The sequence below is a fragment of the Asaia sp. W19 genome (assembly GCF_003994335.1).
Lineage (GTDB): Bacteria > Pseudomonadota > Alphaproteobacteria > Acetobacterales > Acetobacteraceae > Asaia.
Genome location: NZ_PNQZ01000005.1, coordinates 14712 through 41305, shown reverse-complemented (window position 1 = coordinate 41305; position 26594 = coordinate 14712). Strand labels below are relative to the sequence as shown.

General features: G+C 61.5%; 39 protein-coding genes. All 39 read right to left on the bottom strand.

From position 1 onward, the window contains the following. Nucleotides 1-10: 10 nt before the first annotated feature. Complete coding sequence (locus C0V97_RS01130) at nt 11-562, bottom strand: phage baseplate assembly protein (RefSeq protein WP_127099907.1); 552 nt, start codon at nt 560-562, stop codon at nt 11-13. Next, nucleotides 562-1920 (bottom strand): phage baseplate assembly protein, encoded by a 1359-nt coding sequence (locus tag C0V97_RS01125; protein ID WP_127099905.1) that lies wholly within the window; start codon nt 1918-1920, stop codon nt 562-564. The genes C0V97_RS01130 and C0V97_RS01125 overlap by 1 nt, the downstream gene beginning before the upstream one ends. Beyond that, nucleotides 1920-3326, bottom strand: coding sequence for a DNA circularization N-terminal domain-containing protein (locus tag C0V97_RS01120; RefSeq protein ID WP_127099903.1), 1407 nt, complete (start codon nt 3324-3326; stop codon nt 1920-1922). The genes C0V97_RS01125 and C0V97_RS01120 overlap by 1 nt, the downstream gene beginning before the upstream one ends. Further along, nucleotides 3323-5617, bottom strand: a complete 2295-nt coding sequence (locus C0V97_RS01115; RefSeq protein WP_127099901.1) for a phage tail tape measure protein — start codon at nt 5615-5617, stop codon at nt 3323-3325. Before C0V97_RS01115 ends, C0V97_RS01120 begins: the two co-directional genes overlap by 4 nt. A gap of 139 nt (nt 5618-5756) precedes the next feature. Beyond that, the gene (locus tag C0V97_RS01110; protein WP_122050355.1) at nt 5757-6200 is read right to left on the bottom strand and encodes a hypothetical protein; all 444 of its coding nucleotides are present in this window, start codon (nt 6198-6200) and stop codon (nt 5757-5759) included. Further along, complete coding sequence (locus tag C0V97_RS01105; RefSeq protein WP_122050356.1) at nt 6200-6562, bottom strand: phage tail tube protein; 363 nt, start codon at nt 6560-6562, stop codon at nt 6200-6202. Before C0V97_RS01105 ends, C0V97_RS01110 begins: the two co-directional genes overlap by 1 nt. 6 nt (nt 6563-6568) lie before the next feature. Then, complete coding sequence (locus tag C0V97_RS01100) at nt 6569-8068, bottom strand: phage tail protein (protein ID WP_127099899.1); 1500 nt, start codon at nt 8066-8068, stop codon at nt 6569-6571. Then, complete coding sequence (locus C0V97_RS01095) at nt 8065-8382, bottom strand: hypothetical protein (protein WP_127099897.1); 318 nt, start codon at nt 8380-8382, stop codon at nt 8065-8067. Before C0V97_RS01095 ends, C0V97_RS01100 begins: the two co-directional genes overlap by 4 nt. After that, nucleotides 8379-9014, bottom strand: a complete 636-nt coding sequence (locus tag C0V97_RS01090; protein ID WP_127099895.1) for a hypothetical protein — start codon at nt 9012-9014, stop codon at nt 8379-8381. Before C0V97_RS01090 ends, C0V97_RS01095 begins: the two co-directional genes overlap by 4 nt. Then, nucleotides 9002-9418, bottom strand: coding sequence for a gp436 family protein (locus tag C0V97_RS01085; protein WP_127099893.1), 417 nt, complete (start codon nt 9416-9418; stop codon nt 9002-9004). The genes C0V97_RS01090 and C0V97_RS01085 overlap by 13 nt, the downstream gene beginning before the upstream one ends. Before the next feature lie 20 nt (nt 9419-9438). Continuing rightward, nucleotides 9439-9927, bottom strand: a complete 489-nt coding sequence (locus C0V97_RS01080; protein ID WP_127099891.1) for an HI1506-related protein — start codon at nt 9925-9927, stop codon at nt 9439-9441. A 4-nt stretch (nt 9928-9931) separates the two neighbouring features. Then, nucleotides 9932-10876 (bottom strand): Mu-like prophage major head subunit gpT family protein, encoded by a 945-nt coding sequence (locus C0V97_RS01075; RefSeq protein ID WP_127099889.1) that lies wholly within the window; start codon nt 10874-10876, stop codon nt 9932-9934. A gap of 13 nt (nt 10877-10889) precedes the next feature. Next, nucleotides 10890-11363, bottom strand: a complete 474-nt coding sequence (locus tag C0V97_RS01070; RefSeq protein WP_127099887.1) for a hypothetical protein — start codon at nt 11361-11363, stop codon at nt 10890-10892. Beyond that, nucleotides 11353-12345: a phage protease gene (locus C0V97_RS01065; protein WP_127099885.1), complete on the bottom strand. Its 993-nt coding sequence runs from the start codon at nt 12343-12345 to the stop codon at nt 11353-11355. Before C0V97_RS01065 ends, C0V97_RS01070 begins: the two co-directional genes overlap by 11 nt. Before the next feature lie 216 nt (nt 12346-12561). Further along, nucleotides 12562-13068: a phage virion morphogenesis protein gene (locus C0V97_RS01060; protein WP_127099883.1), complete on the bottom strand. Its 507-nt coding sequence runs from the start codon at nt 13066-13068 to the stop codon at nt 12562-12564. A gap of 147 nt (nt 13069-13215) precedes the next feature. Next, nucleotides 13216-14568 carry a phage minor head protein gene (locus C0V97_RS01055; protein ID WP_127099881.1) on the bottom strand — a complete coding sequence of 451 codons (1353 nt, stop codon included), beginning with the start codon at nt 14566-14568 and terminating at the stop codon, nt 13216-13218. Between the two features lie 3 nt (nt 14569-14571). Beyond that, the gene (locus C0V97_RS01050; RefSeq protein WP_127099879.1) at nt 14572-16338 is read right to left on the bottom strand and encodes a DUF935 domain-containing protein; all 1767 of its coding nucleotides are present in this window, start codon (nt 16336-16338) and stop codon (nt 14572-14574) included. Nucleotides 16339-16342: 4 nt separating this feature from the next. Then, complete coding sequence (locus C0V97_RS01045; protein WP_127099877.1) at nt 16343-16573, bottom strand: hypothetical protein; 231 nt, start codon at nt 16571-16573, stop codon at nt 16343-16345. Then, nucleotides 16573-16803, bottom strand: coding sequence for a hypothetical protein (locus tag C0V97_RS01040; protein WP_127099875.1), 231 nt, complete (start codon nt 16801-16803; stop codon nt 16573-16575). The genes C0V97_RS01045 and C0V97_RS01040 overlap by 1 nt, the downstream gene beginning before the upstream one ends. Next, nucleotides 16800-18365: a hypothetical protein gene (locus tag C0V97_RS01035; RefSeq protein ID WP_233581874.1), complete on the bottom strand. Its 1566-nt coding sequence runs from the start codon at nt 18363-18365 to the stop codon at nt 16800-16802. Before C0V97_RS01035 ends, C0V97_RS01040 begins: the two co-directional genes overlap by 4 nt. Next, the gene (locus tag C0V97_RS01030; protein ID WP_127099873.1) at nt 18362-19009 is read right to left on the bottom strand and encodes a DUF3486 family protein; all 648 of its coding nucleotides are present in this window, start codon (nt 19007-19009) and stop codon (nt 18362-18364) included. The genes C0V97_RS01035 and C0V97_RS01030 overlap by 4 nt, the downstream gene beginning before the upstream one ends. Nucleotides 19010-19012: 3 nt before the next feature. After that, nucleotides 19013-19324, bottom strand: coding sequence for a hypothetical protein (locus C0V97_RS01025; RefSeq protein WP_127099871.1), 312 nt, complete (start codon nt 19322-19324; stop codon nt 19013-19015). After that, the gene (locus C0V97_RS01020; RefSeq protein WP_127099869.1) at nt 19321-19641 is read right to left on the bottom strand and encodes a hypothetical protein; all 321 of its coding nucleotides are present in this window, start codon (nt 19639-19641) and stop codon (nt 19321-19323) included. Before C0V97_RS01020 ends, C0V97_RS01025 begins: the two co-directional genes overlap by 4 nt. 15 nt (nt 19642-19656) lie before the next feature. After that, nucleotides 19657-20031, bottom strand: a complete 375-nt coding sequence (locus tag C0V97_RS01015) for a hypothetical protein (RefSeq protein ID WP_127099868.1) — start codon at nt 20029-20031, stop codon at nt 19657-19659. Between the two features lie 85 nt (nt 20032-20116). After that, nucleotides 20117-20824: a glycosyl hydrolase 108 family protein gene (locus tag C0V97_RS01010; RefSeq protein ID WP_127099866.1), complete on the bottom strand. Its 708-nt coding sequence runs from the start codon at nt 20822-20824 to the stop codon at nt 20117-20119. Nucleotides 20825-20893: 69 nt separating this feature from the next. Next, on the bottom strand, nt 20894-21283 hold the full coding sequence (locus C0V97_RS01005) for a hypothetical protein (RefSeq protein ID WP_127099864.1): 390 nt from the start codon (nt 21281-21283) through the stop codon (nt 20894-20896). After that, a complete protein-coding gene (locus C0V97_RS01000) occupies nt 21283-21537 on the bottom strand; it encodes a hypothetical protein (protein ID WP_127099862.1) in 255 nt (84 codons plus the stop codon). Before C0V97_RS01000 ends, C0V97_RS01005 begins: the two co-directional genes overlap by 1 nt. Further along, nucleotides 21534-21878: a hypothetical protein gene (locus tag C0V97_RS00995; RefSeq protein ID WP_127099860.1), complete on the bottom strand. Its 345-nt coding sequence runs from the start codon at nt 21876-21878 to the stop codon at nt 21534-21536. The genes C0V97_RS01000 and C0V97_RS00995 overlap by 4 nt, the downstream gene beginning before the upstream one ends. Next, the gene (locus C0V97_RS00990) at nt 21875-22351 is read right to left on the bottom strand and encodes a regulatory protein GemA (RefSeq protein WP_127099858.1); all 477 of its coding nucleotides are present in this window, start codon (nt 22349-22351) and stop codon (nt 21875-21877) included. The genes C0V97_RS00995 and C0V97_RS00990 overlap by 4 nt, the downstream gene beginning before the upstream one ends. After that, entirely contained in the window at nt 22348-22665 is a 318-nt protein-coding gene (locus C0V97_RS00985; RefSeq protein WP_127099856.1) for a hypothetical protein, read from the bottom strand. The genes C0V97_RS00990 and C0V97_RS00985 overlap by 4 nt, the downstream gene beginning before the upstream one ends. A 10-nt stretch (nt 22666-22675) precedes the next feature. Then, the gene (locus C0V97_RS00980; RefSeq protein WP_158625314.1) at nt 22676-23299 is read right to left on the bottom strand and encodes a DUF3164 family protein; all 624 of its coding nucleotides are present in this window, start codon (nt 23297-23299) and stop codon (nt 22676-22678) included. Between the two features lie 16 nt (nt 23300-23315). Continuing rightward, nucleotides 23316-23618, bottom strand: coding sequence for a hypothetical protein (locus tag C0V97_RS00975; protein WP_127099852.1), 303 nt, complete (start codon nt 23616-23618; stop codon nt 23316-23318). Further along, a complete protein-coding gene (locus tag C0V97_RS00970) occupies nt 23615-23893 on the bottom strand; it encodes a hypothetical protein (protein ID WP_127099850.1) in 279 nt (92 codons plus the stop codon). Before C0V97_RS00970 ends, C0V97_RS00975 begins: the two co-directional genes overlap by 4 nt. Then, a complete protein-coding gene (locus C0V97_RS00965) occupies nt 23890-24168 on the bottom strand; it encodes a hypothetical protein (RefSeq protein WP_127099847.1) in 279 nt (92 codons plus the stop codon). Before C0V97_RS00965 ends, C0V97_RS00970 begins: the two co-directional genes overlap by 4 nt. Then, nucleotides 24155-24454, bottom strand: a complete 300-nt coding sequence (locus C0V97_RS00960) for a hypothetical protein (protein WP_127099845.1) — start codon at nt 24452-24454, stop codon at nt 24155-24157. Before C0V97_RS00960 ends, C0V97_RS00965 begins: the two co-directional genes overlap by 14 nt. Then, a complete protein-coding gene (locus C0V97_RS00955) occupies nt 24451-25188 on the bottom strand; it encodes a hypothetical protein (protein ID WP_127099843.1) in 738 nt (245 codons plus the stop codon). Before C0V97_RS00955 ends, C0V97_RS00960 begins: the two co-directional genes overlap by 4 nt. After that, on the bottom strand, nt 25185-25385 hold the full coding sequence (locus C0V97_RS00950; RefSeq protein ID WP_127099841.1) for a hypothetical protein: 201 nt from the start codon (nt 25383-25385) through the stop codon (nt 25185-25187). The genes C0V97_RS00955 and C0V97_RS00950 overlap by 4 nt, the downstream gene beginning before the upstream one ends. After that, nucleotides 25382-25582 (bottom strand): hypothetical protein, encoded by a 201-nt coding sequence (locus C0V97_RS00945; RefSeq protein WP_127099839.1) that lies wholly within the window; start codon nt 25580-25582, stop codon nt 25382-25384. The genes C0V97_RS00950 and C0V97_RS00945 overlap by 4 nt, the downstream gene beginning before the upstream one ends. Next, complete coding sequence (locus C0V97_RS00940) at nt 25579-26565, bottom strand: AAA family ATPase (RefSeq protein WP_127099837.1); 987 nt, start codon at nt 26563-26565, stop codon at nt 25579-25581. The genes C0V97_RS00945 and C0V97_RS00940 overlap by 4 nt, the downstream gene beginning before the upstream one ends. Nucleotides 26566-26594: the final 29 nt, after the last annotated feature.

The window sequence follows — 26594 nt, the reverse complement described above, 5'->3', positions numbered from 1 at the left end:
CTAGAGGCTATCAGCTTTGTGGTGGTCCGCTTGTTCCGGAACCGGCCTGCACGCCCGTATGGATGTGGGTTTGCAGACTTACCTTACCCGCGACGACATCGCCCTTGGCAGTGATCTTGCCATCCGTCTGGATATCGAGAGACGTGTAGATCCGGTCCTGATTGACATCAAACACCGTAGTGCCCCCGATGCGGACCTGCAACTCGCTTGCGCAATCGACCCTGACGATCTTGCCGCCCTGAAAATAGAGCTTCTGCCCCATGGAATCATAGAGACAGACCTCCCCCTCGGCGAGATTGCCCATGCGGGCAACCGAAGGGTTTGCGGGCGGCAGGGCCACAAGATCGGCCGGATCGCTGCCATTGGCGACGACATGGGTCACAGCCCCGTCATGGGGGGCATGGGCTGCAAGACCAAAGGGGTGATGAACAGGCACGCTCGATCGCGTTACCCCGTAATGCGTGTCGAGCGTCACGGTCTGATCGCCGCCCGTATCATCGATATCGGCGATCACGCCGCGTGAGAACAGGCTGCGCAGAGCCATGTGAAAGGCCGCAAGCATCAGCTTCGCCCTATGAGGGATCGTGCGGTGAGATGCGAGGATTTGCGGGCACCGGCACGGGTGTGATCCTCATCCCCCTTGAGGTTATAGGCATCGGGCGCCACGACAGAGATCCGCGTCTCATAGCCCTGATCGGAGGCCACCCACGTTACGGCACCGATCAGCATGTCCTGGGTAAGGCCACTATACAGATCTGTCACCGAGACGAGCTGGTTGGGCAGCCACAGATCGCCTTTGCTGTTGCGAAGACCGGGCACGATATAGACATGGGCCGTCGAGCCCGCCCGCGTTGTGCGACCACGCCATTCCGCCTGATCCTGCAAGGTCCAGGGGTCGGCGTCCTCGCGGGGCTTCGTCGCCTTGCGCTTCTTGTGGCGCGTGCCGGCATGAAAGGCGAGCGGCGGCCCGACCTCGTCGCTCAGGCCCTGTGCGGTGCTGTCCAGTGGCGGATTCGTCGTTTGCTGTGTGGCCACCGAGCCGCCGCTTTGCGTCTTGGCCATCCATACCCGAGGGCGATAGCGCTGAACCTCAGGATCGACCCAATGTCCGTAACGCGTTGTGCTGGCGAGTTCGACCTTGCGGTGTGAAGGCGCGGCCGGCGGTTGCGCCGGAGCTGCAGAAAGCGGCGCAGCATTCGCATCGAGCGTGGTTTTGACGGGTCTTAACTGGCTCTTGAACTGGCCTTTGACCCAGACATCGGAATGGCGATTACGCGAGGAAATCCGCACCTCGATGCCGCGCACATTGCCTGGAAAGCTCAGACTGTCACTGGCCCTTGTCGTGCCCGCCTGTGTCAGCACGATCTTGCCAATTCCATCGGATGTCACGAGCACGCCGCGCTGCCTGGCATGATGCTCGATTGCATCCATGACCGTGTCGCCCGGATCCAGCGCCACCAGGGTAAAGGGTGCTCCCGTCTCGATCTGCTGATCGAGGGTGATCTTGTAGGGGTTGGTCAGATGGCCCACCAGACTTTCGAGGCGGATCTGCCGGTACTCCCCCGGCCCCGTTGGGTTGGCTGAGCAATCCACGAGATCGCCTGTCACGTCTCTGCCGCTGATGATGGCCTCTGCCGTATGCTCGTCGGCCGTCAGATTGATATCGTCCACCCATCCCTTGAGCACCACATCTGCATTGATCGAGATTTCCACCGAATCGCGAGGATGGATCGCGGCGACCTCTGGTGTCTCACCGCCAAGCAGGGCAGCAGAGCGCAGCTCGTCCAGGTAGCGAATGCGAAAAGACCCGGCGATATCGGCAAGGTCTCGCCCTACTTCGCAGCTGGTCCAGGTTTCGAGGATGCGCCCCGCGATCTTCACCGTCATGGGGCGGCGGGAAACGGTCCTGGTATCGCTCATCAGCTCAGGTCCAGAATTTGCACCGCACCGGGACCGGCGAAGGCGGGGTGGATCAGGTTATTGCGCGCCACCATGTCATCGAACGTGGTCTGGACATTGGCGGGCGTGTCGCCAGCGAGCGCATAGGCCAGCGTCCAGGCACTCATGGGACGTGTCGTCGCAATCGATATGACGGGAGGCAGTCTTCCGATCGTGGTCGAGAAATCGGCGAGGATGGCAAGCCGCAGATCCCGAAGCGCGCCCCACATGGCCGACATGGGAAGCGGAGCGCCTGCGGCGGCGGCATTGCCCATATCCGCGCCCAGAGCATCGACGGCCGCAACGAGAATGTCGCGCACGGAAAGGGCATCAGGCTGGCTGACATAGGAGACCGATGTCGAGGCGGCCACGGCCTGGGCGAGCGTGACCATGCGTGCCACCACCCCCAGGGCCAGAACGGAAGCGGGTGCCTGACTGGTCTGGGACGTGTTGAGGGCAACCGTCCCGATCTTCGATGCGCCCTGCAAAAGGATCGTGACGATCGTAGCCGGCGCGACGGTGAGCGTCACACCGTTCGCGACGATCGAGGCCGGGGCTATGGCGGCCGCCTGGGCAGGCATGGCCACTGAGGCTATGGCAGCGGGCACCACGGCAAATGCCGTCGACACAGCATCGGCGTAGCTCGTATCGTCATTGACCAAAGGCGGAGAAACGCCATTGGCGAGTGTGACTTGCGCCGCAGCCGTCGCATCTTGCAGGGGTTGCGGCGCATTCCCGAGAAGGCCATCCCAGACCCCGGAGATCTGGCTGATCAGCGATCCTACAGCGCCCGACAGCGCAAGAGGGATAGCCAGCACTGACAGTACCCCCTGACAGGCGAGGATACCTTCATCGACCAGCCCATCGGCCTGGGTCATCAGATTGGTGAGCGTATCCGTGATCGACGCGAAGAGCCCGGGTGCGCCCGATGTCTCCGGGTCACGATAGAAAGAGGCGGTAAACCGTGCGACGCGGATCTCGCGATCGGAGAAGGAGATCTCGGGCGGCTGCTCGGCCAGGCGAACGCGCAGGCGACCATACCACGGATGCACCAGTGTGGCCGGGCCTGCGGACAGGAATGCCTTGCGCAGACGCTGGGCGCGGATGACGTAATCATCGCCGATGATCAGGCCGGTGATCTGGATCGGCCCCTCGATCGCCCCGAAATCCTGAAAGCGCTGGATGTCGCGTCCGGGAAAAAGCCAGCGAACTACGCGTCGGCCGCCCGCCTCCCGCACATCGGGCATGAAGAACGTGACGCCCCGGAACGAGGCTGTGGTGAGGATGCGTCCCAGCGCCGAGCTGGCCAGCCCCGCAATGCCGCCCAGGCTGGAAAGCGTGGAAGCGCCGATCTCGCCGAGACCGGCCGTGGAGAGAGATCCACTCATGCGCGCGCCAACATGCGGCCGGTATCGATCATGGCAAGCTTGATGTCAGGATGCTTTTGCTTGGTCTCTACCTTGGCACCCGGGTCGGTGGAGATATGCAGGTGGAGTTTCGGGTTCTTGTCGGAGGTCGCCATGGCGAGTTTATCCGGTGATGCGCCTGTGGCCTTAGGCGTGCCATGCGACCCCAGATGCAAGAGCCAGCTCGCCCAGGACTCGAGCCATCCACCGAATGAGATGAAGGCTTTTTTGATCGCGTCCCAATGCTTGTAGGTTTCATAGGCCACAAAGCCGAGTACAGCGACGCCGGCGAGAATGCCCACCGACAAGGCAGCAAACGCGCCAACCGAGATCTCCAGCGCACCGGCTACCGCACCGATCACGAACCGCAGAGGTGACAGCACAGCCCCAATCAGGCCAAAACCCGCCTTGAGCGGGATCAGAACCGCTCCACACGCTGCCATAACGGCGGCAAAAGCGATAAGGCCGCTCGTGATTCCAAGGATCACCGGGAGCACGCCAGGCGTGTGCTTTTGCATCCATTCCATGACATCGATCACACCGTGCAGCCCGATCGTGAGCATATGCAGCGTCGGCACAAAGCCCTCGCCGATGATGCGCAGAACCTGGCTTAGCGCCTCTTCGAACGCCGTTAATTCGCTCAGGGTCGAATGCTGGCCCGTGTTGAAATCATGGTCGATAACGCTCTGATCGGCGCCCGCCACCTTCTGCCGGATCGAGAAATACTGATCCATGTGCTTGAGAATGGCCGTGACGAATGCGCGATCTTCCTGATTGTTGAAGAGGGTGCCCAGGACCTTCGCGTCAGTGCCGCCGTGAGTGATGCGGTTGACCTGCTGAAGCACGGCGATCATGGGATCGATGCCCTTGGCGCGGGCATTTTGTTCTGTGCCAAAGAGATCGACGCCGAACTCTGCGAAGCGCTTTGCGGTATGCGGGCTCGTAATGGCCTGAAGGAAGGCACGTGTATTGGTGACGGCTTCGCCTTCTGTGCCCGTTGACTTGCGCGCAACCGCTAAAAGCGCTGCCAGATCATCAACCCCCGACCGCCCTTTGACACCGAGCATTCCGGCCTGAGCCGCAACCTGAGGCAATAAGGGCGCCAGCTTTTCGAAGGGCAGATCCGCCTGCTTGCCCGCGATGGCTACTGAGGCAAGAGCCCCTCCTAGTGCCTTGTCACTAACACCCAGGTTTTCCTGCAATGCGAAGGTGCTTTTCGCTACAGCTTCGGGCGCCGCATTATAGGCAGTGGCGATATGAGCAACTGTGGGCAAGACCGCATCGAGCTTGTCGCCTGCATAGCCTTCGCGACTGAAGAAGCCCGCCGCATCGGCCAGATCCACACCACGCTGGGACGTGGCGCGTGCCAGCTGATTGATCTGCATTCCATAGCTTGCTGCGAATTTATGGTTCGCGTCACCGTCATATCCAAGGCCGATGCCGATATGGGTGAGTGTGTTGTCGAATTCGGCTGCCGCGTGGACCGGCTCAATCAACCCAAAGCCCGCGGCTGCGGCTCCGAAGGCCCGGCCCATGCCTTCCTCGACCGAGCGATGCACATTCTCCAGGGAGTGATGAACATTCCCCAGATAGGCCCTCGATCCGGTTGGTCCCGACGGAAATCCACCTCCGCCGTTGCCCGATGCGCCATAGCCTGAATTAAGCGTGCCCTGTACGGCGCGCATGGCTGACATTGCCTGCTCAGCGGCGCGTTGGGCGTTCTGACCCATGCGGTTCAGAGCATCGCCCGCCTCTGTCGCGCCGCTAGCGGTAGCGGCGAGGCTTTCATCGAAAACCCGGGTGTTCCCCTCTGCCGAAGCCATGGAGGCATCGGTGCGTCTGAGCGCTTCATCGAGCGCACGTGTGGCCTGGGCGGCACGCTCGACCGGCTCATGCAGTCTGTCAAACCCGTGCGCCTGGTTCCCTTCAGCAAATGCCTGATCGACACGATCGGCCGCGCCTGCCAATGCCCCCATGGCTTCGGCCGTTGCTGTCGCGCTAGCATCCGTGCGCGACAGCCCCTCGCCCAGGGCGGTTGTCGCCCCAATGGCGGCTTGCATGGATGCCTCGGCGCGGCCGATCGTTTCTGAGAAGGTATTGGTGGCGCGTGTGGTCTGCTCGATTGGCTCCCACATCTTGTCGAAGGGATCGGTCCCTCCGACACGGCTGAGCGCCTGGTCGATCCGCGCCAGCATGCCGATGATCTTGTCGATCGGTCCGGAAATGCCGTCTGCCAGGTCGATCCGGAACTGAGTGTGCAGGGAGTCCGACATCAGTTCCGGGCCTCATTCTCTTTTCTGATACGCTCGCCGAGCGCGTTGGCCGCGTTATTCCAGAACAGCGCCCGCCTTGGGCTCATGCGGCACAGGCTTGCCTCGTCGAAATGGAGCGTGTGCGCCAGAGCCGCCAGAATTACCGGCCAGTCTTCTGGCCACGCCGTGTAAAAACGCCAAGCACCTCGACCAGGGTCAGGTAATCAGCATGGGACAGGGCGCGGATGAACAATTCACCCTTCATATCCTCAAGCCCGGTCATGCGCTTGAGAAGGAACAGCTGCCGCCCCGACGCGCCTTCAGCATCGACGGCATCGATCATGTCGCCGCCACGCAGACGGCGACAGGTGATCTCGCGGATCTGCTCGATATCCTCGTGCTCACCGGAGCGACGTGTGATTCCGGCCGGCTCATCGAGTGCGATCGTCACCGTTCCATCCGTGTTCCAGCGCGCGCCTTCTGGCAGCTTCGGGCGCATATCGACGGTAACGGGCTTGTCGGCGCGTTCGCTGGCATCGAGCACCTGAGGCGTCACATGGGCGTGTTCGTGATGCACAGAGGGGCGGGTCGGGTCGAAATCCATCAGCTTGCGTCCAGTTCGATGTAGGAGGAGAAATTCCAGACGACGGGTGCTTTGCCGCCGTCATCGCTGAGCACGGGCGCATCCAGAATGAAGGCGTCCGGCGAGGTGTAGAGCTGGCCGGTATCGGCCTGCCACTGAAGCTCCTGCTCTTCCCCAGGCATCAGGGATGAGAGCTTCATGCCTTTGGCGATGAGCAGGGTCGCGCGGACTTCGCCAGCCTGGAATTCGGCGCTGCGAAATGCCTGATACCCGGCCACCTGCGTCACATTCCTGATGCCCGACAGGCGGATCGAGGAGCCCTTGACCACATTATACTGTGTGCCCGCCCACCAGAGGCGGACGATGCCGACGGTTGCAGCCATGATCGTTTACCCCTGAACCTGAAGAATATTGGCATCGATGATCAGCGCGCCGATCGGCTTGATCGGCAGCATGGCATTGAGCCGGTTGCGATCGGTGGTATCGATGCTGAACGAAGCCGAAGCGGCGAGCGTGTCCACATCCTCGATCCAGCCATTGGCCTCGTAGAGCTTGCAGCGTGCCGCCCAGGCCCCAAGCATGGTCTTGGGCGTCACCACGTTGGGCACGTTCGCCGAAACGGCATTGTTCTGGGCGAGCTTGGCGCGTGGATAGGTCGTGACGACGTAATCGTTGAAATCGTAGCGCACGCGGCTCGCGATCGCAGGCACCATGATGTCCTGCGGCAGGCCTGTGGGCACACCCGAGGCCGCGTTCTGATAGGTGGTCACGACGCGTTCGAGCGCGACCGTGCCATCAGAGCCGATCGTAAAGGTGCTGATGCCAGAGCCCAGGAGCACATTGCGCTGTGATGGGATGAAGGCATCGAGACCCTGTGGCCCCATACCGGCGACTGCGTCCAGCGTGAGACCGCGCAACTGCACGGAGGGGTCGCTATTGAGCGACATGCAGCACTGGCCGGCAAAAGCGCCGACGATCGCCGCCTGCGTCCACATCGGGTTCTGCGCCCCGATCACATTGAGCAGCATCGAATTGAGCTGGGCCGTCACCGCCAGCAGGCTGCCATAGCTGCCGCGCAGGGCGGCATAGACACGCGCATCCTGTTTGACCATCGCGCCATAACGACGCTGCGCCTCCTGGGCGAGTGTCTGTAGATTGGGCGTGTCATAGAGCAGGGTGACGATGTCCGTGTACCAGGTCGCCGAGATCAGCCCGAGAGCAGCAGAGATGCTGGGCGCTCCCGCGCCACCACCGGCGGGCGTGATATCGAGCGTGGCGCCAGCTACGGCATCGCTGACATAGGGCGAGTCCCGCACATCGATGTCATTGCCATACTGACTTTCCTCGAGTGCCGTCAGGGTGACACTGTTCGCAACTGTGCTCTTGCCGTCCGACGAGAGCGTGGCAGACGCGATCAGGCCGGTCTGCGCCAGAACCGACGAGGTTGTTCCTGCGCCATAGGCGGAGAGAAAGTTCGCAGCCATGATTGCGGGCGTATCGCCGGATGACACTCCAAAGGTGATGCGTTGACCGCCCACATAAAGCGCACGCGTCCCGGAAGCGGTAGCTGGCCCGTTAAAGACGATCGTTGCCGCTGAAGCCTGCGCACCAGCGCCGGGCGGAAGAGCAAGGACATCCATCGCGACACCCGGGCAGGCGGCAGTGAATGCGGCGATCGCGATCGAAGCGGAAGAACCGATCCCCATCGTGGCCTGCATCTGACTGGCAGACACGTTCTGATGGAGCGTGGCCGCTGCCAGTCCCTGCTGGATGGCGATGAACAAAACCCGGACCGGCATTGCGAAAACGGTGTCGGGGGGCGTGAACTGCACCTCGGTATAGGCGCCCGGAACGTTATAGATGCCGGGGATCTGCGTGAATTCGCTCACGAGCCGCTATCCTTCTTGGCTGGGCTTAAGGCCACGCTCGCTGCGGATGCGGCCGGGGTGGGTGTCGTCGAGGCGCTGTTCGACGAGACACTGTTCGACGGGGCGGTGGTCGAACTGGCCGTTGAACCGGCGGACGGTGCCGGGCTGGACTCTGCCGGCGTCGGGTCTGCCTTGATCTCTACGATATCGCCGGCAGCGATCAGCCGCGCCCAGAACGGGTCGGTCGGATCGACGGAGAATTGCGCAGGAACCGGCCTGCCGCTCAGATCCTTGACCACACGATCCTTGGCCGTGCTGACGTTCATGGGGCTCATTCTTCTCTCACGGTGATGGTTGTGGTGCCGAGATCGGTCTGGTCGCTGATCAGCTGCTCCTGCAGGCGCAGGAAATCATTGAGCGTTGCCGTGACAGTCGGCAGATCGAGCGCGACATCGGGGATCGTGATTTCGAGCACGACCGTTGCCTTGCCGTCCTGGTTCCAGTCAGCCAGCTCTGTGCTGCTCACCTGAGTTACGCGGCACGTGCCGATATCCTCGATCGTAAAGCCGTGGAGCGCTGCGATCGCATATTCCTGCAAGCCCATCATGCCGGGCAGGTAGGCGCCCGATCCGATCTGCGCGCCCAGATAACGCTGCTCGGGCTTGTCGAATGAGACCATCAGGATCAGCGGAAAGGATAGCGTGCCCCGGAAGGTACCGGCGTTATCGCTCTCCGGCGACCAGTGCGACCAGCCCAAGCCGATCAGGTTCTTTGTTCTCGTGATGTCTTTCCAGGTGGCCTGCGACACCTTTGCCGGAATGACCGCATGGAAGAACCAGGCCGGATCGAAAAAAGCCTTGAGCTGTGCCTGGATTGCCTGAAAAGCCGCGCCTGTTACGCCGCCCGAGATGATCGCCTGGAATGCCTGGATTTCTGTCGCGTCGGGCGCAGGGTTCATGACCAGCATTTCACGGTCCTTTCGCGTCCCTGGAATTCCGCCCAGTTCGGGCTTGTGTTGGGCAGAAGCTCGCCATCCAGCGTCACGGAACCGTCCTCGACCTTGCGCAGCCAGGAGAGCGCAGCCTGATAGGCCTCCTTGACCTTTTCGGCGCTCGTCGTGCCGCCCATCTGGCAGAGCAGGAAACGGGCGATCGCACAGCAGCTCTGCGTCAGGGCCAGAGGCGGCGTTGCGACAGGCGTCACGTAGCGGCGCCGCAGATAGCTGTCGATCATGTTCGAGGCATCGCCGAGAGCGATCGCGACCCGTGGTACATTGACCTGATCCATTGCCTGTCCGTCCGGCGTGGAGATCTGGATAATCTCCACTTCCCCGTATCGGGCAATCAGATCGTCTGGCGTTGCGTAGGCCATGATCGCGCGCGCTCCTCTGCTCAGCCGATCTCGATGACCGTCAGCTTGCTCTCGTTACGAAGCAGGTCGATCTGGTTCGGCGAGAAGCGGCCTTTGTCATGGATGGCAAAAGCAGGGTGCGCGACGCCCGCGCGGCGGAAGCCCGGCTCCTGGCAGGTGATCACGAGATCGCCGACCTGAAGCGGACGGGTGCGGCCTTCAGGGAGAAGGATATGCCCGGCCGCCTTGCTCTCACCGTGGGGATGTCCATGACCGATGGTCAGCGTATGCCCAACCCCGCCGAATTCATGGGGCTGCGTGTCGCGCAGAGAGTCGTGAAACCCTCCCGCTGCACCGCCACTGGCGATCATACGTGCACCGTCTTCATCGGCGAGGGGATAGTTTACGGCCTCCCCGTTCGCCGGTACGGGGGCTTCGGCGCCGGGGGCATTCGCGCCCTGAACGGGAGCTTCCTGATCAGGGGTCTTGTCATGCGCGCCCGACTGGGCGCGCGTGGGTGTCTTGGCCATGGGATTATCCGTTCAGCTGGGAAAGACGCTCGGCGACCATCAGATCGGCGGCGCCGATCCACGGGTTCGTACCAGTCGCGAAGTTGTTGCCCGCCGAAAGCGGTGCCAACTGCGCCTTGAGCAGCGTGCGTCCAGCCTGTTCGAGGTTGCTCGGCACCATGAGCAGATCCGGCACGATCCCGTAGGGGGTGCCATCCGCACGACACAGCGAGGCCATGGCGGCCTTGGCATCGCCGAAGCTCTGAATGGTCAGAGGACGGGTTGAGCGATAAGCGAACTGCCAGAACCCGACACCTGCGGCGCAACGACCATCCACGCCCCACTGGAATTCGCGGTTCTCAAACACATTGTCCGAGTCCAGCCGTGTGCGTGCTGTGACCGTAAACGGGCTACGGGTCTGGAAGATGATCGGTTTGAGCGCGCGCGTCGTACAAAGCAGGTACCAGGCGGGACCGCCCGTCTCGCCAGCCTTTGGCCCAGCCATATTGGGGTAGGTGAAAGTTTCGCCGTTCGCATTCACCGCCTGATGATCGGTGTCGAAGAAATACTGCCCATCAAGACAGGTCGTCTTCGTGCCGTTCTCCAGCGCTCCGAAGCACAGCTGGTCGGGGAGCTCAGCCGCATCCAGCGCGAGCTGCTCGATATAGGGCATGAACACGCCCCAGCGATCATCCGCAATGTCCTCGCGCTTGATGGCGATGGTTTCTTCATAGGTCTCGTTGCGAATGGCATATTGCTGCATCGTCGAGAGCTGATGGATCTCGCGTGAGCCGATCCATTTGCGCATTCCCGGCATTTCCGGGAGACGAGGATAGAAATTCTCGCCGGCTTCCGAAGGGACTACCTGGGCAAAGCGGCTGTAGCGCGAGGGCGCCGTGCCGATCGCCTTGTTGAAGGCAAGACTGACTGCGGTCGAAAGCGCAGCAATATTAGGGCCTGTGATTTGCATGGCTTTCTGGTCCTCAGATCGTCACGAAGGGCGTGCCGCGTTCGTCGAAACCGGCGAGAACACCGATCTTGAGACGCGTGGCGGCGACAGCCGGGGTGTTGCCCGATGCGGGCGAAGATCCGTCGCTGAGTGAGACCGTCTGATCGTCGATCGCATAGACGGACGCGCCGTAATTTGCCCAAGAGGGGGCTTCATCGAATGGGAGCGCCCAGGTGCCGCGATCGATCTCAACCGGGCCGGGACCATAATTCGGGCTGACGACGTTCTGGTTCGCCATATTGTTCTGCTGTTGGCTCGCGAGCCCGATATTGGCAACCACTGTAAGACCGGCAGGTGCCGCAACACCGGCAGGAATGACGGTACCATCCGAAAGCAGCGCGGTGATTGAGCCGCGATAGACGACATATCCGGCAGCGACCGCATATCCGAATACGGGGCCGCGCGCGACCATGAGGCGCACAAGGGCGCGATCGGCTTCAAGCGCCATGACGATCCCCCATCGCTTTCTTCAGGTCGGCGGCATCGATGCCAAAACCGGCGGCGAGGCTTTCGAAGACTTCACCCCCCGAGGCATTCGCCTGGGCGGAGTGCAGCGTGACGCTACCCTTGTTGAGGTTCGTGCGCGGCCAGGATGCCACGATATTGGCGGCGAGCTTCGCATCGCTGCTGTGCAGCGTGACGATGCTCTCCTTCATCTCCTGGGTGATCACGACGCCCTCGGCTGCAGCCTTGTCGAGCATCTGCGATGCCTGACCCTGCGAGCGCTCTTTCTGGATTGTCTCCAGCTGGGCCTTGAGCGCCGCAACAGCCGCATTATCGCCGCCGATCTTGCTGGTCAGGGCGGCGACAAGCGCGGCCTGATCCGTATTGGTAGGCACGCCCACGACACCGGCGATGGTGGAATGCAACGTGGTGCGCGAGCCCGCTGCCTTGAGGGCGGCGCGCAGTTCATCGTCCGTCGCGTCAGGGGCGAGCCTCAGAAGCGCGCGGATCTCTTCGGGGTCCATGCTCGTCTCCGATGTCTGTGAGCTGTGCAATGTGGTGAGGGTGAGATTGGGCGTGTTGGTGAGAGCCACGCGCAGGATGCGCTGGACACGACCCGAGGGAGCGCTGTCGATCACGGGCGAGACGCCGCGATATTCGAGCTCGCTCATCATGTGGCGACCAGCCTTGTTGAATTGCGGCTTCGCCCAGATGCCATCTGCGCGGGCTTCCATGGCTGAGATCCAGCCGACGGCCGGCGCGTGCTCACCCCGCGCGCCCTTGAGGTCTGTGGCGTGGTTTACATCGATCGCGATCTTTCCATCTGCCAGGGAAGCCTGGATCACGGCCTGCGCGTCATCAAGCACAAACGGACCAACCCCGTTGCGACCGGTGAAGCGCCCGGCAGGCAGGACGTGCATCCACTCAGGCACCTGGCCCGGTGGAAGCGCGTTCAGCGCGGGTGTGATCTGGACAGTCTTTGTCATGGCGCACAGAATGCACGAATGCGTCCCGGGATGGACCTCTGAACGTTTCTAGGGGGAGCACGGCGCCTTTACGGCACTCCCTCGGAAAAACGCCCTCAGGAGCGCCTTGGGGTGTTTTGGCCCCACTCGGACGATAGCAGAAGGTGAGCGGCCTTCTACCCCGTTTAAATCGGTTTTAGCGGCGTTTTAAAACCGACCTGCCCACATGCAGACCATTCAGCCGGAAACCGCCTTGCGGAAGAAGCGCGCGAGTTCCGAGACGATCACCTCCCGATCCTCGGTCGAGAAGCCGAGATAGGGGCGTGCCGGGATAGTGACGGATTGGCGCCTGAAGCCATGACCGCCCATGACGAAGAATAGCGCAGGCGCATTCTTCGCTCTGATAACGCCGCCGAACTGGTGGATGGTTGAATAGACCAGCGGTGAGCCGATGACGATTGCATGCCCCTCGACTACCGAAGTAATGGTCCGCCGAAGCTCTCCCGTTTCGTTCAGGATGCCAGGCCCTTTTTTGTCCTGGGCATAGAGCGGGTTGAGCGGCGCGTAATCCGACCATTTCAGGCCCTTGGGGTCGGTGCCGGTGTCGAAGCGATGACGCACATTGTCTTCGAGTGGCAGTGCAGCCGCCGCCAGGACAGGTCGTGGATCGCGCCCGATCGCAGCGATCCGCGTCAGCGCCTCGCGCATCGGCTGGAACGATCCTGTGATGGTAATGCTCGCCATGGTGGAACTCCGGCATGCGATGCGCTATATGAGGGTCAGGCGACGCGCTGAGACACGGTGATATTCTGCCTGCCGTAGGACCGGCCTCTCTTGCAGGGACCGGGATCGCTTTGAGGGGTTCCCTGGCAGGCCCCTCCAGCGCGTCGTCTATTCCTCCCCCTTTTCCAAATCGGATTTCGCCGTCAACTCGGCGCCGAGCAGATCCTCGACCGATCCGTCGAGGATCGTCATGCGCTTGAGTGCGCGCCGTATGGCGACCTGCTCCGTGCGATGGAACGACACCAGATAGGTCTCGCTGCCGTCTTGAGTGGTTTTCAGGGCTGCTCGGTAATCCTTCCCGTCACGCCGGAAGAACACGACACGGCGCGCGCCGTCCTGTGCGATGATATGGGGGGCTGCCAGGATATCGGGCAGTTTGCCGTATTCCTCGGCCGTGATCTCGGGATGGCGCAAATTCTGCTTGGTCAGCGTCTCGTCCGAAAGAAGCACGTGAGGCGTTTCAGCCCCCAATATCTGACGCACGCTTTCCGGCACCGTTCCGACTTCCGGCTTCCCGACCGGCATACGCATGAACGCATCGATCGCATTGCGCTGGGAAACGCGTCGCTGCTCTGGCGAGAGCGGGTTGGGCCGCGCCAGATCCGGGCGCGCCTCCTCAGGTCGCGGCGCCAGAGGATGCGTGTCGAAGGGGTAGGTGATTTCCGAGCCTTCCGGATCTGCGTCAGCAGGACCAGGACGGAGTGTGGGGGGCTTGATCAGCCCTTCCGGCACAAGCACCGGCGCTGGACGCCCCACACGGGCCGCCTCGTTATCCTCCCACGCCTTGCCCGGATTATAGCCAAAGCCGGGATCGATCCCGACCGGCACCTGATGCACCTGGCCGGTATGGGGATTGATCCACGACGTCATCTCGATCTTGGGAGAGTCGGAGACGGTCCAGCCATTGCGTTCGAGCATGCCCTCTGAAACGACTTCCACATCGCAATGGCAGCGCCAGCCATTGGGCGGGAAATGCGTGTTCCACCAGGGATCGTCATTGCGCAGGATCATCCCGTCCCAGGCCATATGCTGCACGCGCGGATGGGGGCAGGCATGATGCCGGTAGCGCCAGTAAGCGAACATCTCGCGCGCCACTGGTGTGGACATCCGGCGATAGCGGCCGGCTGAATAGGCCGTGGCCATATTGGTGTCGTAGATGATCCGCGCCCGCCAGCCGGGTTCGCCATTGTACTTCCAGCCATGGCGCTCGGCGATCGCCTCAAACTCCTTCTGGAAAGTCTTGAAGACGATCTCGCCCTTGATCGCCTTGTCAACGGCGGCGCGCAGATCCTTCAGAAGCCCCTCGGCCGCCGCTCCCGCCACCATGAAGCCACGTGCGTGGGCCTCATGCCACAGATCGGTCCAGTGCACCGTAGAGACGTTCTCCTTGCCCCTGAAATAGGCAAGCGCATCATTCGGAGGAAGTCTGACCGCTTTCAGGGTGGCATCGTCATCGGCCATGGATCAGGCGCGGCCTTTTGCCGGCTGCGCCATCATCTGATCGAGGATCGTCGCCTCACCCGCGAGCTCGGCCACGAGCATGGCCTTGGCCATCACATCGGCCAGCTCGTCGCTGGGAAGGTCCAGGGCCTGGAGTGCCTCAGTCATCTCTTCGAAGCTCTTTGCGTTGCCAAATGCTTCGCGGGCACGCGCTTCCATCGTTTCCATGGCGTGCTTTGCATCTCTTGAGAGGCTTTCCGACAATGCCGTCACGATGCCTGGTCCCTGTGCCTGGGTGAAGCGATGCACCATACGCCCAATCGCTTCATGGTCCAGAGCGCTGTGACGCGTCGTCCGGGTCTGGCCGGGTGGCGCGCTGGCGGTGGCAGGCTTGCCCTCTGCAACGGCGGGCAGATCGCGGATGGTGGCAGGGGGCACTGTGCCAGGCCGATCCTCGGCTGGCTCGATCCGCGCGCTCAGATCATGGGGCGGCGTCGGTGGAGGTGTTGGAGCACGCCCCCCCACAATCTCGTCACCGTCTTCCGGATCTGTAAGCCCCAAACGCTGACGTAGCTCAGACGCCTTGACCTTCAGATCCTGCGGGCCGAGCCACTGCAAGGCCGTGGTGACGATATCCATCGGCACCTCGTCGGGCCGGCCGATCGAGATCTTGGGATAGGCTTTCTGCGGCCCGAACGTCATGGCGATCATGGGCTCGATCATCTGCATATTGACCGTACGCGTTGCCAGTCGTGCATCGGCCCGTTCGATATCCTCTTGAACCATACGATGGATCGCGCCCGAGGCATGGGCCCCTTGCTTGCTGTCCGCTGTGCCCGTCTGACCGATCACCGCCTTGCTGATCTGGGCATCCAGCCACTCGCACCGTCGTTGATGGATATCATTCGCCCCTGCACCGTTCTTGGGCTCGTGAAACTCGATCTTCATGCCCTCTGGAATGATGGCAGCTGCGGCTCCCGCAAGATCGGTCACGGCACGCATCAGCACGCGCCTTTCCTGCTCGGTTGCTCCCGGCCGATAAAATCCGACGCGCATCGGCAGTCCATAGGCCTGGACGAACAGCCCCCAATCCCGCGACGAAAAAGCCTTGAACATTGACGCCCAGGCGACAGCCCGCGTCAGCCCGCTGCGCAAAGGCAGGCCTGACCAGCTCGGATGCTTGTGGACGACGAACTTGCGCGGATCGAGGGCAATAAACCCGATCTGGTCCACGCCTCCAGGCACCACGGCCGGCATGGGAGCAGAATTGAATTCGCGGATCATGATCGTGCTGCCGTCCTGATTCGAAACATCGAACCAGCGCTGGGGACGGAACACAGCATCGACGATCCTGTTCTCCCCCGGATTGAGCGCCCAGGTCAGTTCATGAACGCTCCAGCCCTTGCCGATCGCGTCAAGCATATCGAACAGCATGTGCGCCACGAGCTCATCGCGCAGCCAGGCCTCAATGAATTCCTTGTGCTTCTCATGCTCGGGGTCGGAGCTCGCGGCCGAGACCGTGATCGGCAGCTGGGCGACCGTGCGCTTTCTCGTATTCAGCACGCCCAGATAATGCAGATCGCGCTCCTCGAGCGTTTCGGCAATGGTCTGCCAGGCAAGCGAATCCCCCTGATCGGCGGCGCGCATGGCCGCACCCATCATCTCTGGGTCGAGGCCGATGATGGGCGTGCTGATGATGGCCGGGCGGTTGCCAAAGACATCCGGTCCCGCCACAGGCTCGCTGAGCCTGGCCGGCTGGATTGGATTGCCCCACTGGTCGAGCAGCTTCATCGTTTCAGCCTTTCGTGCAGCGTCGCATCGAGGTGCGCGCAGCGTGCCAGTCGGTCAGGTAGCGACGCAGCTGCGGATAGCGATCTCTGGGAAGAGTTGCGAGTTCGGCCAGCAGCGCATCGTCATCCTGGCGGCTATAGGCCACAAGCATCGTGCAGGTTTGCAAGGGTGCAGAAGGCGTGCAGGCGTTGAGGGCAACGCATGCGCACCACAGACCAAGAAGAGGAGCGCGCATCAGAATGTTCCGTCCTGCAGGCTACGTTCCAGTGCGTCGGGGTCGGCCTGCGCCTGGATCTGGGCCGCATCCATGGCGTGCTGCGTGTTGGCCGCTTGCTCGGTGTCCCGAGCATCTTCCTTGGCCTCTTTTGTCGCCTGCGCGCCGCGTGCCAGGTGGATGACATAGACCCCGAAACCGAGGATGGCGGCCGCGATCGCACTGAGCGCAATGATGGATGCCGAATTCAAAAGATCCTCCCTCTGAGGCCAAGAGCGCCCTCACGTTGCCCCAGGCGCTCGGCCTCGATCTCGCGCTCGATCGGCCATGCATTCGGATTGACCTTTCCGTCGAGCGAACCTGGCCGGGATGGCACGCGCTCAAACGCGTATTCGATGATATCGGCGCGGCTTGCAGCATAGGCCATGCAGGCTGCTACCGCCGCGTCACCGTGACGATTGCCTGTCTTGCTCGCCGTGCGGCTGTCAGGGATGCGCGGCACGCCTCGCACGATCTGAATGCTGCGCAGATCATCCACGGTGTCGCGGTCTTTGGGCAGGCTGAAACTGTCGTCTTCCAGCGCCGCCTTCATTGGCGGCATGTTCTCGCGATACCAGCTCTCGGAAAGCATGACGGCCTCGACCCGCGCACCGTAGCGTTGCACCGCGACCTCAGACAGATACTGGCCATTGCCGCGCGCATCCATCTTGCCGCCCCGAAAACGCGGCAGGCGATCGAGCACGAAAAACAGGATCTGGCGCTGCTGGTCGAAGGGCACATTGCGCAGTTCGATCGTGAACGGGGTGCGGCGCTTCATGCCGGCATCGATCGCAAGCGGCCAGATGACAGTGAGATCGCCCGATCGTCCGAAATCCTCTCCGAATACATGAGGCGTCTTCTGGTCAAGCGCATCGAGCAGGGGAAGCAGCACCTCGCCACACCATTTTGCGCATTCGCCCGTGCGGATTGCCTCAGGCTGCAGCGCGAACTGGGCGTCGCACTGCCAGCGGGCAACCCCTGCATTGCGATCCGTGCGGGCTTCGAGAAGAGCGAACGGAAGATAGGTGCCACTCGAAGGCGACGGGATGACATGCAATTCCTCATCGGCATCGTCCCCGAATTCGTCCAGAATTTCGGCTTTCCATGCATCTTCGCCCTCTTGCGTCCAGGCAATACCCTGCTTGGCTGCGATCTTGCGATAGAGACCCTGCGCCACCGCATCCTCGAAAGTGATGCGCATGAGGTGATATTTTTTGCGTCCCGAACGCACCTCCTCGACGAGCGAATTGAAAGGGTTTGTATCCCCCTTATGCGTCGAGAGGATGACGATTTTTGCACCCCAGATGCGCAGGGCGAGAGCGGCCTTGATGACCGCCCTGAGATCATCCACGAACGCGGCTTCATCCAGAATGACCAGCCCCTGCTTGGACCGGAATGCGCGGGCCACAGACGGCAGCGCCAGGATCTTGTGTCCTGAAGCGAACTCGATGCGAAATGCCTTGATCGACTGCTCGGGTCTTTCATCATCGACGAACAGTTCTTCGGAAACCTCTACCGCCGCAGAAAGCAGTATCTTCGCGTGATCTGCGCAATCGTCGATAAACTGCCGGGTCATCTCCTTTTCATAGCCCATGTAGAAGACATCCATACCGCCCCCTGACGGCGCAGATGCTGCTACAGTGACCGCCAGCCAGCTGAGCACCCACGAGATGCCGATACGTCGAGACTTCTCGATGACCGTGATGTTGTGCGACAACACCTCCTCGATCACTCGGGACTGATAGGGCAGCAGAGGGGAGTTTTCTGGCTTCACTTCGACGTTCCCAGAATTTGCTGTCGGATGAACGCCATGTTCTCGGCGCTAAAACCTTTTTCGCGCGCGACAGCGGCCAAGCCTGCTTCAGCCTGCTTCTTGAAGCGCGCCTCAACCTTGGCCTCGATCCTGGCCGCATATTCGGCGTCCGCCTTGGCGGATTTGGTCAGGTGATCCATGGCCTTGGCGAGAAGCATGATGCCTTCCGGGCTGCCGTTGAGAGCAGCCTTGCCATTCTCATCGATTTCGCCGTCATCATTTTGAGCGAGGAAGAGATCGGTGATCGTGGTGTGCAGCAGTTCGATGTTAAGCTGTGCTGCCCGCGAAGCCGGTTCATCGCCGAGCTGGCGCACAAGGGCTTCGGCGATATTGCGTGAATGCCGCAGCTTGGCTCCCAGCCTTTCCATGCCCTTGACGTGCCGCCCAAGGGTCGAGCGGCTGATCGTAACGACATCGAGCTCGCGCAACGCTGCGAGGATCTCGTCGATCGTATAGCCCTCACCGCGCAGGCGGCCGATCTCGTCACGGATCTCCAATGGAAGCTTGTCCACAGAGGAGGGGCGGCTTGCGGTATAGCCTGTGCGTCTTTTCGGCTTAGGCGCACCGTCGCCCTTCGGTTTGGGTGGTTGTGGCCGCTTCGCCATGGGTCAGAGTGGCTTGCGCGCGGCGACGCCGTGGACGACGCGCACGCAGTCACGGACTTCCAGCCCTTCGGTGGTCAGGGTCACGACCCAGAGCTCGCCCCCGGTCGGGCGGGGCAGCTTCTCGATCCTGATACTGGAGGCACGCTCGAGGAGCAGGAGATCGTTGCGCAGATCCTCGGCATTCACGGGACGCCCCATGCCGTGGATCATGCGCAGGATCAGCTGCTCATTGAGCGTGCGGGTCTCCATCTGCGCAACCGCGTCCAGGACGAACCAGCGACGATCTTCTTCAAGGGCGCGCTTAACGGCGTTCATGGGATGTCTTTCTTGTCCATGTGACCCCTGATCATCACGTGCAGCAGGTCAGTATTGTTTCTGAGATCGCGGGCAATCGTCTCGATCGCGCGCTCGGTCCGGTTTTCAAAGGCGCGGCGCTCGGCGTGATCACGCTCGATTTCTTCTATGCGCCCCCGATTGCCGAAGCCCATGAGCACGGCTGCGATCGAGAGCCCGATCGCCAGCAGCACAAAGGCGAGAAGAATGAGCACGAGGATCGGACTGCTTGCTGCCCCCGCAGCAGCACCCGCCGCAACGGCCTGAACGACTGATCCGGCGGGTGTCTGTGGGGTCATGTTCCAGGATCGCCGTCAGACGGCCGGCGTCGAAGCGACAGGCGGGGTCAGGCCTGCATTCGGAAACAGGCCGCTTGCCAGATCGAAAATCGCCTCCTTGAGGTGCGTCTGCACCACGGCAAGGTCAGGGATCACGATCCCGGCGTTTTTCGCGAGAGCCAGGAATTCATCCTGAGCCTCGACAAAGACCGGATTGTCCTCACGGAATGTGTTGTAGCTCTCGGCCAGCTGATCGATCCCACCGTCGATCTTGGTGACGGCGCTTTTGACGGCGGTCTGGGCGATGTCCTGGTATTTCGTGGCTTTGCCCGCAATGATCGAGCCCAGAAGAGGCTGCGCCACGGAAAGGATGGTCGAGGAAAGCGACGAGAGAAGAGATTTCCAGTTCATGGAAGGGCTCCGGAGATTTTGTCAGCGCGCCGTCCACGCCTATCAATCAGATCCATGCCGCCACGCGTCCGTGACGGTATGACCGTCACGCGATCGCGCGTTGAGGTTCGAGGAGTTCAAGAGCGCGCGTCAGGCGGGCATCGAGCCGCGCCAGCCAGCCTTTCCCGAAAATGTTGAAGCTCTCAAAGCTGCGATAGGCTGCCTCCTGGCGACCAGCCAGCGCATAGACAACCATGCGCATCACCGCCCCTTGCCGCACCGCAGCGTCGAGCGTCACTGGGCCAATCTTGCCGTCCACGGCGACACCGAGATCTTTCTGCAGGCGCTCGGCATAGACGCCGCGCATCCAGGGCGCGAGCGTTTGAGGCGTTACTGCCGCAAGGGCCGCGAGCGTTTCAGGGCCGATATTGCCGTCGATCTCATCCTTGAGCATGCCAATGATCTGCTGAAGCTGATTGGATGCGCGACGCACGCCGGAATTGAAGCAGAAATCGGCAAGCATCAGATCGATGCCGCCCGGCAGATCGTCGCCTGCGACCGGACGCCAGTAGAGCGCCGAATAAATGGCGCGGAATGTGGCGTCGGAGATCGTTTTCATGGTTTCGGCCGTGACGAGCTTGGCGTCACCGCACCACTGGACCATGACGGGCGCGGAAATCCCACGCATCGTGCCGACCAAGCGACCGACACGCAGCTGCCCACTCGTCCAGTTCCCGGCATCACTAGGCGATGCTTGATAAAGCCCCTCGTAGGAGGCGGTGAACTGGGCGATGAGGGGGAAGTTGTTTCGCATGCCTCTTTTCTAGAGAGGCGGATCGGGCAACGGACCTCTAGACGATTCTAGGGGCCGCGCGTTTCCAGACTAGAACAGCGAAATCTGACGATGATCGGAATAGCGGGGCTTTTCGGGTCTCGCGGCCATCTTGCCACGATAGGGCTTGCGCAGAGAACGATAAACCGAGTCCGACGTGACGCCAGCCCGCGCTGCAATCTGATTGACCGTGAGGCCCATCGCAAGATATCTGCGAATGCGCCAGTCACGGCAAACCGGAACACGCCACATTTCCTTTGGATACCGACTTGAGAGTGCCGACGCAATCTCAGGGCCATAAAGCGTCTCGAGGCGGCTGCCAGCCGCTACAGCCGGAATGAAAATCTCCTGTCCCGCCAGCTGCTCGATAAAGCATAGTGCCGCATCATCGCCAACGGCTTGCGCGAGGAATTCGATATTGGCAGGAGCAGGGACGGTCATCAGCGCACCTTCAAGTTTTCAAGGAATGCGGTGGCATAGGCAAGGCAGCGGGCGGGAGACACTTCGTCATGCTGGCCCATGATATGCAAAATGGCCTGCATTTGCCCGATTTTCTGCTCAAGCGCGTCACGATTTCCATCGAGACCACCCACGATCGCAACACCGACGTGGCGACGCAAATGCATCAGCGACGCCTCCAGGGCTTCGAGATGTGCCTTCTCGACCTGCGCCTGGACTGCGACACCCTCGCTCATGACTGCATTGCCTTGAGGCGATGGACGATCTCACCGAGGCGCCCAGCCTTATCGCACACCTTGACTGCGTCGAAGTTCAACGATCTGCCCGTGCCCTGGCAGGCGCCGAGCGCGTAGGAAGCAACACAGAGCACAGCGTCTAGTCCCTCAGCGACATCCGACTCAAGCTCTTTGATACGCGTCTCCAGGGCGTGAATCCTTTGTTCGGTCATGCGCCCGACCTCGAATGACCGAACGAGCTGCGATTTTGCGGGGCCGGGCCTCGGCGACGTTGGCCGCACACCATGACCATCGAGTGCTACAGGTGCGCGCTGGTCGCGTCTGCGTTTGAAGAACATCATGGCTGTTTTTCCTTTTCGCGACGAAGCCAGTCCTTCAGCCCCTCGATCACACGGTTCGCCTGGGCTGCGTCCAGGAATTCAGGGGCAGAAACGCCTTGTGGATTGGCGGCGGTCCTTGTCTGGCGCAGCACGAAAGAGCGGAGCGCAGCCAGCTTGTCCGAGGAACGCACATAGGGTTCGAGATCCTTCCATAGGGCGTAGATCATGCGCACCTGGGCCTTCACGCTGTCAGGCGTGCGCCGCTTCCCGGGCTTGGGCTTCCAGCCCAGCCGTTTAAACTCCGCTAAAACCGCTTCGAGACCTGAGATAGACATGTCCTTGGCGTGATAGGAGCCGCCCACACGCTGGAGGATGTCGCGGTAGCTATCCTCGTCCAGAGCAAGCTCTTTGCGGGCGACATGCAGCTTCACATAGAAAACGTTCCGGCCAGTATTGGCCGAAACGTGCTGAACGAGATGCGGGCGGCGGGTCATGTCGGGTCTCCCGGATGATCATCACCTGGAGGCAGGGTTTCGGGCAGCGGGGCGTCAGCCGGGGTCGCGCTCATGAGCGACATGACGCAGACAGGCGCATTGTGATCGATACGGCCGATCGCGCAGGCGGCTTCGATGGGTGACGCCCCGGATTTGACCATCTGCACGATGAGTTCGGAGTCATGCGTCTCCGGTACTCGGGTAGAGGCGGCAAGCTCGCTGATCAAAAACCCGAAAACTCCGGTCGTACATACCGGAATTAAGAGCAAGATACCCACCTGCAAGGTGCGTGGAATTTTGTTGGAAACGCTCATAATACGCCCCTCAAACCCGTGAGAAATCGACGACGAGCTGTTCGTGCTTGCTGTCCCGATTGGGGCGCACCCGGCACGTCACGGCTGTTTTCGAGGCAAGGACGGCTATCGAGTCCTCAAGAGCTCGTTTTGCCTCAGGCCATAGGGGGTGTTCCAGGTTCAGGGATTTCAGCTTGAGAATATCCCCTACATTGGGACGGCCGTTTTTCTTGTCTGTCTCGAATGCGCGCATAACGAGCTCCCGAAGCCCGACATCTGCCCGTTCGGTGTAATCGTCGATGATCTGGGCAACCAGCTCCTGCGCAATCGAGATCTCCGGCGTCGTGCGATGATAGTCGCGTTCTTCGAGCTTGATCTCGGTATGGGCGTCATAGGTGCGGATCGTCATACCGCCCCGCGTTCCGCCGGAGCGCAGGCCGTATTCCTGCGCGAGCAGATCACGGTATGCCTGCATCGCTTCGAAAATCTGCTCCTTCTTGGCCTTGTTGAATGCCGCAAGCTCACGGAAATGGTCCCTGATCTTCTCCGCCACCTCGTGCTGCAGCACCGTGGAAGCGCGAATGCAATTGACGGGAACCTGGCGCCCCGAGGCATCGGGGATCGTTTTAACGGGGGCTTTGTCAATCGTGTTCATAGTGGGGTTTCCCAAGTCAGTGGCGAGTGACGGTGACAGCGCCACCATCTGTTCCGGAAAGCGCCAGCGAGAGCGCCGAGGTATGAATCGAGAGCGCGAGCGCAGTGGCCGCGATATCTTTGGCAAGAGCGACGATGTGTGGTTCCGGAAGAACGCTTCCTGCCGTTTGCGCGTCAAAATGGGCCAGAAACTCGCTCAAACGAGCCCGCAGCTCCCCGTAGCGAGGATGAGACTCACAAAGGCGATCAGCGAGGGTCACCACCTCCCGCAGGTGAGTATCCAGGTTGAACTTGACGTTCAGCTCTACGGTGTCGGTCATACCCAGAGCCCTCCCACGACTGTCTTGATGGGGGTGCCTGCCGGCACGGATGAGAGGAACGAGACGACAATCCGTGCTTGTTCCTGATCGCCCTGATTGCGTTTGATCATGGCGCGGCTGCGGTCTGCCGTTTCCATGGCAGACCGTCCCGGCGGCTGCTTCACGAGCGTCGAGATTGCGTGCTTGCGCAGGAGTTCAGACACGTCGTCTTGCGCGAAGGACGTGCCGCTGCATGCCTTCTTCCAGAGCTGAAGAAAGTCAGTCTTTCCGCTCATGACACCACTCCGATCACCGGAATGAGCGTGAGACCATCACACGTCACCTCATGTGGCCGAAAGGGCCGATTAAGACGGTCCTTCGCCGACAAGATATTGGCGGCATTCACCACACTCTGGTGACGAGCACCTGCCTGCGTCAGATACTTAGCCAGGGCACGCATTTCGGCGGCGGTGATCGTTCCCTTCAGGGCGAGCATATCCGTCCCGAGACGGACAAGCTCCTGCCCCATCCCAGGTCCGGGCGGATCGTTCGGAATATCAAGCTTGCGCATGATTGTTCTCCAGACCTTCCGCGATACGCACCGCGGGCAGATCGTCAGGAAAAGAGTCGAAGAATTCGGCCACGACTGCGCGGCGCGCAGAGGTGCCGGAAAACGCATCGGGGAAGCAGCGGGCGATCATCGCCAGCTCCGAGGCATTGGCATTCGGAGCATTGCTGCGGATCATTTGCCGGATGGCGATTGCGGTGCCCTCCAAGCGCTCCTGCTGCTCGAAGATCGTGCCCTCGGCGCAGGACTTCAGACGGGCGAGCATGGCGTCGCGCTTGGAGAGGGTCATGGCGCGTCTCCCTCGCGGACAGTGCGCCATGCGCCAATCACCTCACGCACGGCGTAGGCCAGACGTGCCATATGCTGTGGCGCCGCAGTGATTTGCCCTTGCAGATCGGCCCGGTCGGCCTGTCCGAAGTCCTCCTGGACGCGAACAAGCTCGTTCAACGCATCGACGAGCTCCCCTTTGAAGACGAAATAACCCTTCACTCTGTCATTAAGCGCGTTTGAAGGCTCTGTAATGCCGACAATCCGGGCCGATAAGTTACGCAGCTCGCGCCAGAGCACCGTCATGTCAGCGCCGCTGCAGCAATGCGCGTGAATTCGCTCGACTTCACTATCGAGAGCATGCAGAAGCCTGCCCTGTTCTTTCCGGCGCTCAGTCTGGAGTTCTTCCTCCGGAATGGCGGCGAAAAGAGGCGTCATGACCGGATAGCCAAACTTCGCGTTCAGGCTCTCGACGTGCTTCAGCTCATCCGTGATTGCCAGAACATTGCAGCAATCCAGATCGAGGAGCGCCCAAATGATTGGCTCCTTTCCCCCGCCTTCCATGCCAAGGGGCTGAGCGCGCGCGGCTTTGAGAAGAACTCCTAGCTTATGAGCGGCCACACGGATTTCCCCTGCCTCGCTCTCGCATGAGCCGTAGCAGCCATCCTCTTTAGGATATCGGTCCTCGATCAGGTCTGCCTGCTGCTCGATCTGTTCCAGCAGGCTGAGGCAGGCTTCGTAGCGTGTCTGGGTCATGCTTCTTCTCCGTGCGCATGCCGGACGCGATCGGCCCAAGGCTGCGTTTCGGGTGGGGAATTGAGTTCATCGAGCAGCCGGAGATTGGCCTGCAATTCGCGGCATCGGACCCATTCCATCAATTGGCTCAAGCCGATCAGGACGATCACCATGCTGATGAGGTAGAGCACCATCAGCCCGCATACGGCGTCGGTCATTGCACGTCTCCCGGCTCAGGAAAGCGCACGCGACTGGCCGCGATCGCCACACTGCGCAGAGCCTCCAGTTCGGCGATCATGCGCAGCCGTTCCGGCGTCTTGTGCAGACCGAACGGCATAGTGCGATGGAAGGACAGCGCCCGATTGACAGCGGTAAGCTTGTCACGCGCGGGCAAGTGTTCGATCGGCGTCATCATGCCGCGATCCTCCGGAAAGCGGGCATCTCGCCCGTCATGTGCTTCTTCCAGGCCGCTTTGACGTCATCGACGCTGATCGTCTCGGCGTTGCGTACACGCGCCATGGTGGAAGCCTTGAGCAGCACCTTGTTCATGGAGCGCAGCGCACCCTGCTGGACAGCCACGGCGCGGCACGCCTCGCGCACGTCGCTGTCGAGCTCGCCCCAGGCGTCGAGGATTGCATCCACGTCCTGCGAGACCGGCCCCTTGATGATTTCCCATTCATCGATGCGCGAGAAAAGCTGCGCATGATCCGGCAGACGGCCCAGAGCGCCGAAGCGATCGTTCAGGGGCGCATTGCCCATGAACACGATGCCGGTCTGCGTCTTGTCGAAGATGCTGCGCAGCTGCTCGATCGCCTTCGTGCTGAGGAACTGCGCCTCATCGATGACGATCAGCCCCTGACGGCCTTCGAGAAAGCGCTCGACACGACGCACACGGCGCGACCCGCGTTCCGAGGCGCAGCCAAGCACGTCCTCGATCTCGATCAGCGTGGCAGCAGCACTTTTCATGCTTTCGTCTGCCGTGATGATCCAGACATTGGGGTTCTGGCCCGCATAGGCCTTTGCCGCCATGGTCTTGCCGACGCCCGCTGCACCGGCCACGACGCCCAGTTCAGGGCCATATTGCGCGGCTTCCATCAGCGCCATGAGCTTGCGCGCCGTGTGGGTATGCACAAACTCCGGCGCCCTGGCGCGGACGGCACGGATGCGCGACCTAGCCGAGCAGCTTTCGAGCCATTTGACGATCAGCACATCGTAGGCCTCGTAATTGCCTTTGTATGTGTTGCTCAGCCATGTCGAAAACGTGCCCGACGACATACCCGCCTGGTCGGCAATCTGCTTTTGTGAGAGGCCGAGGCGTGCCTGTTCCGTCCGGACACGAGCGCGCAGCTCCTCTCTCGCCATTTCGGCGTTTCCCTTGTCAATGACAGCCATATTCATTATTTCAATCCTGTGGAGCTTTGGTACTG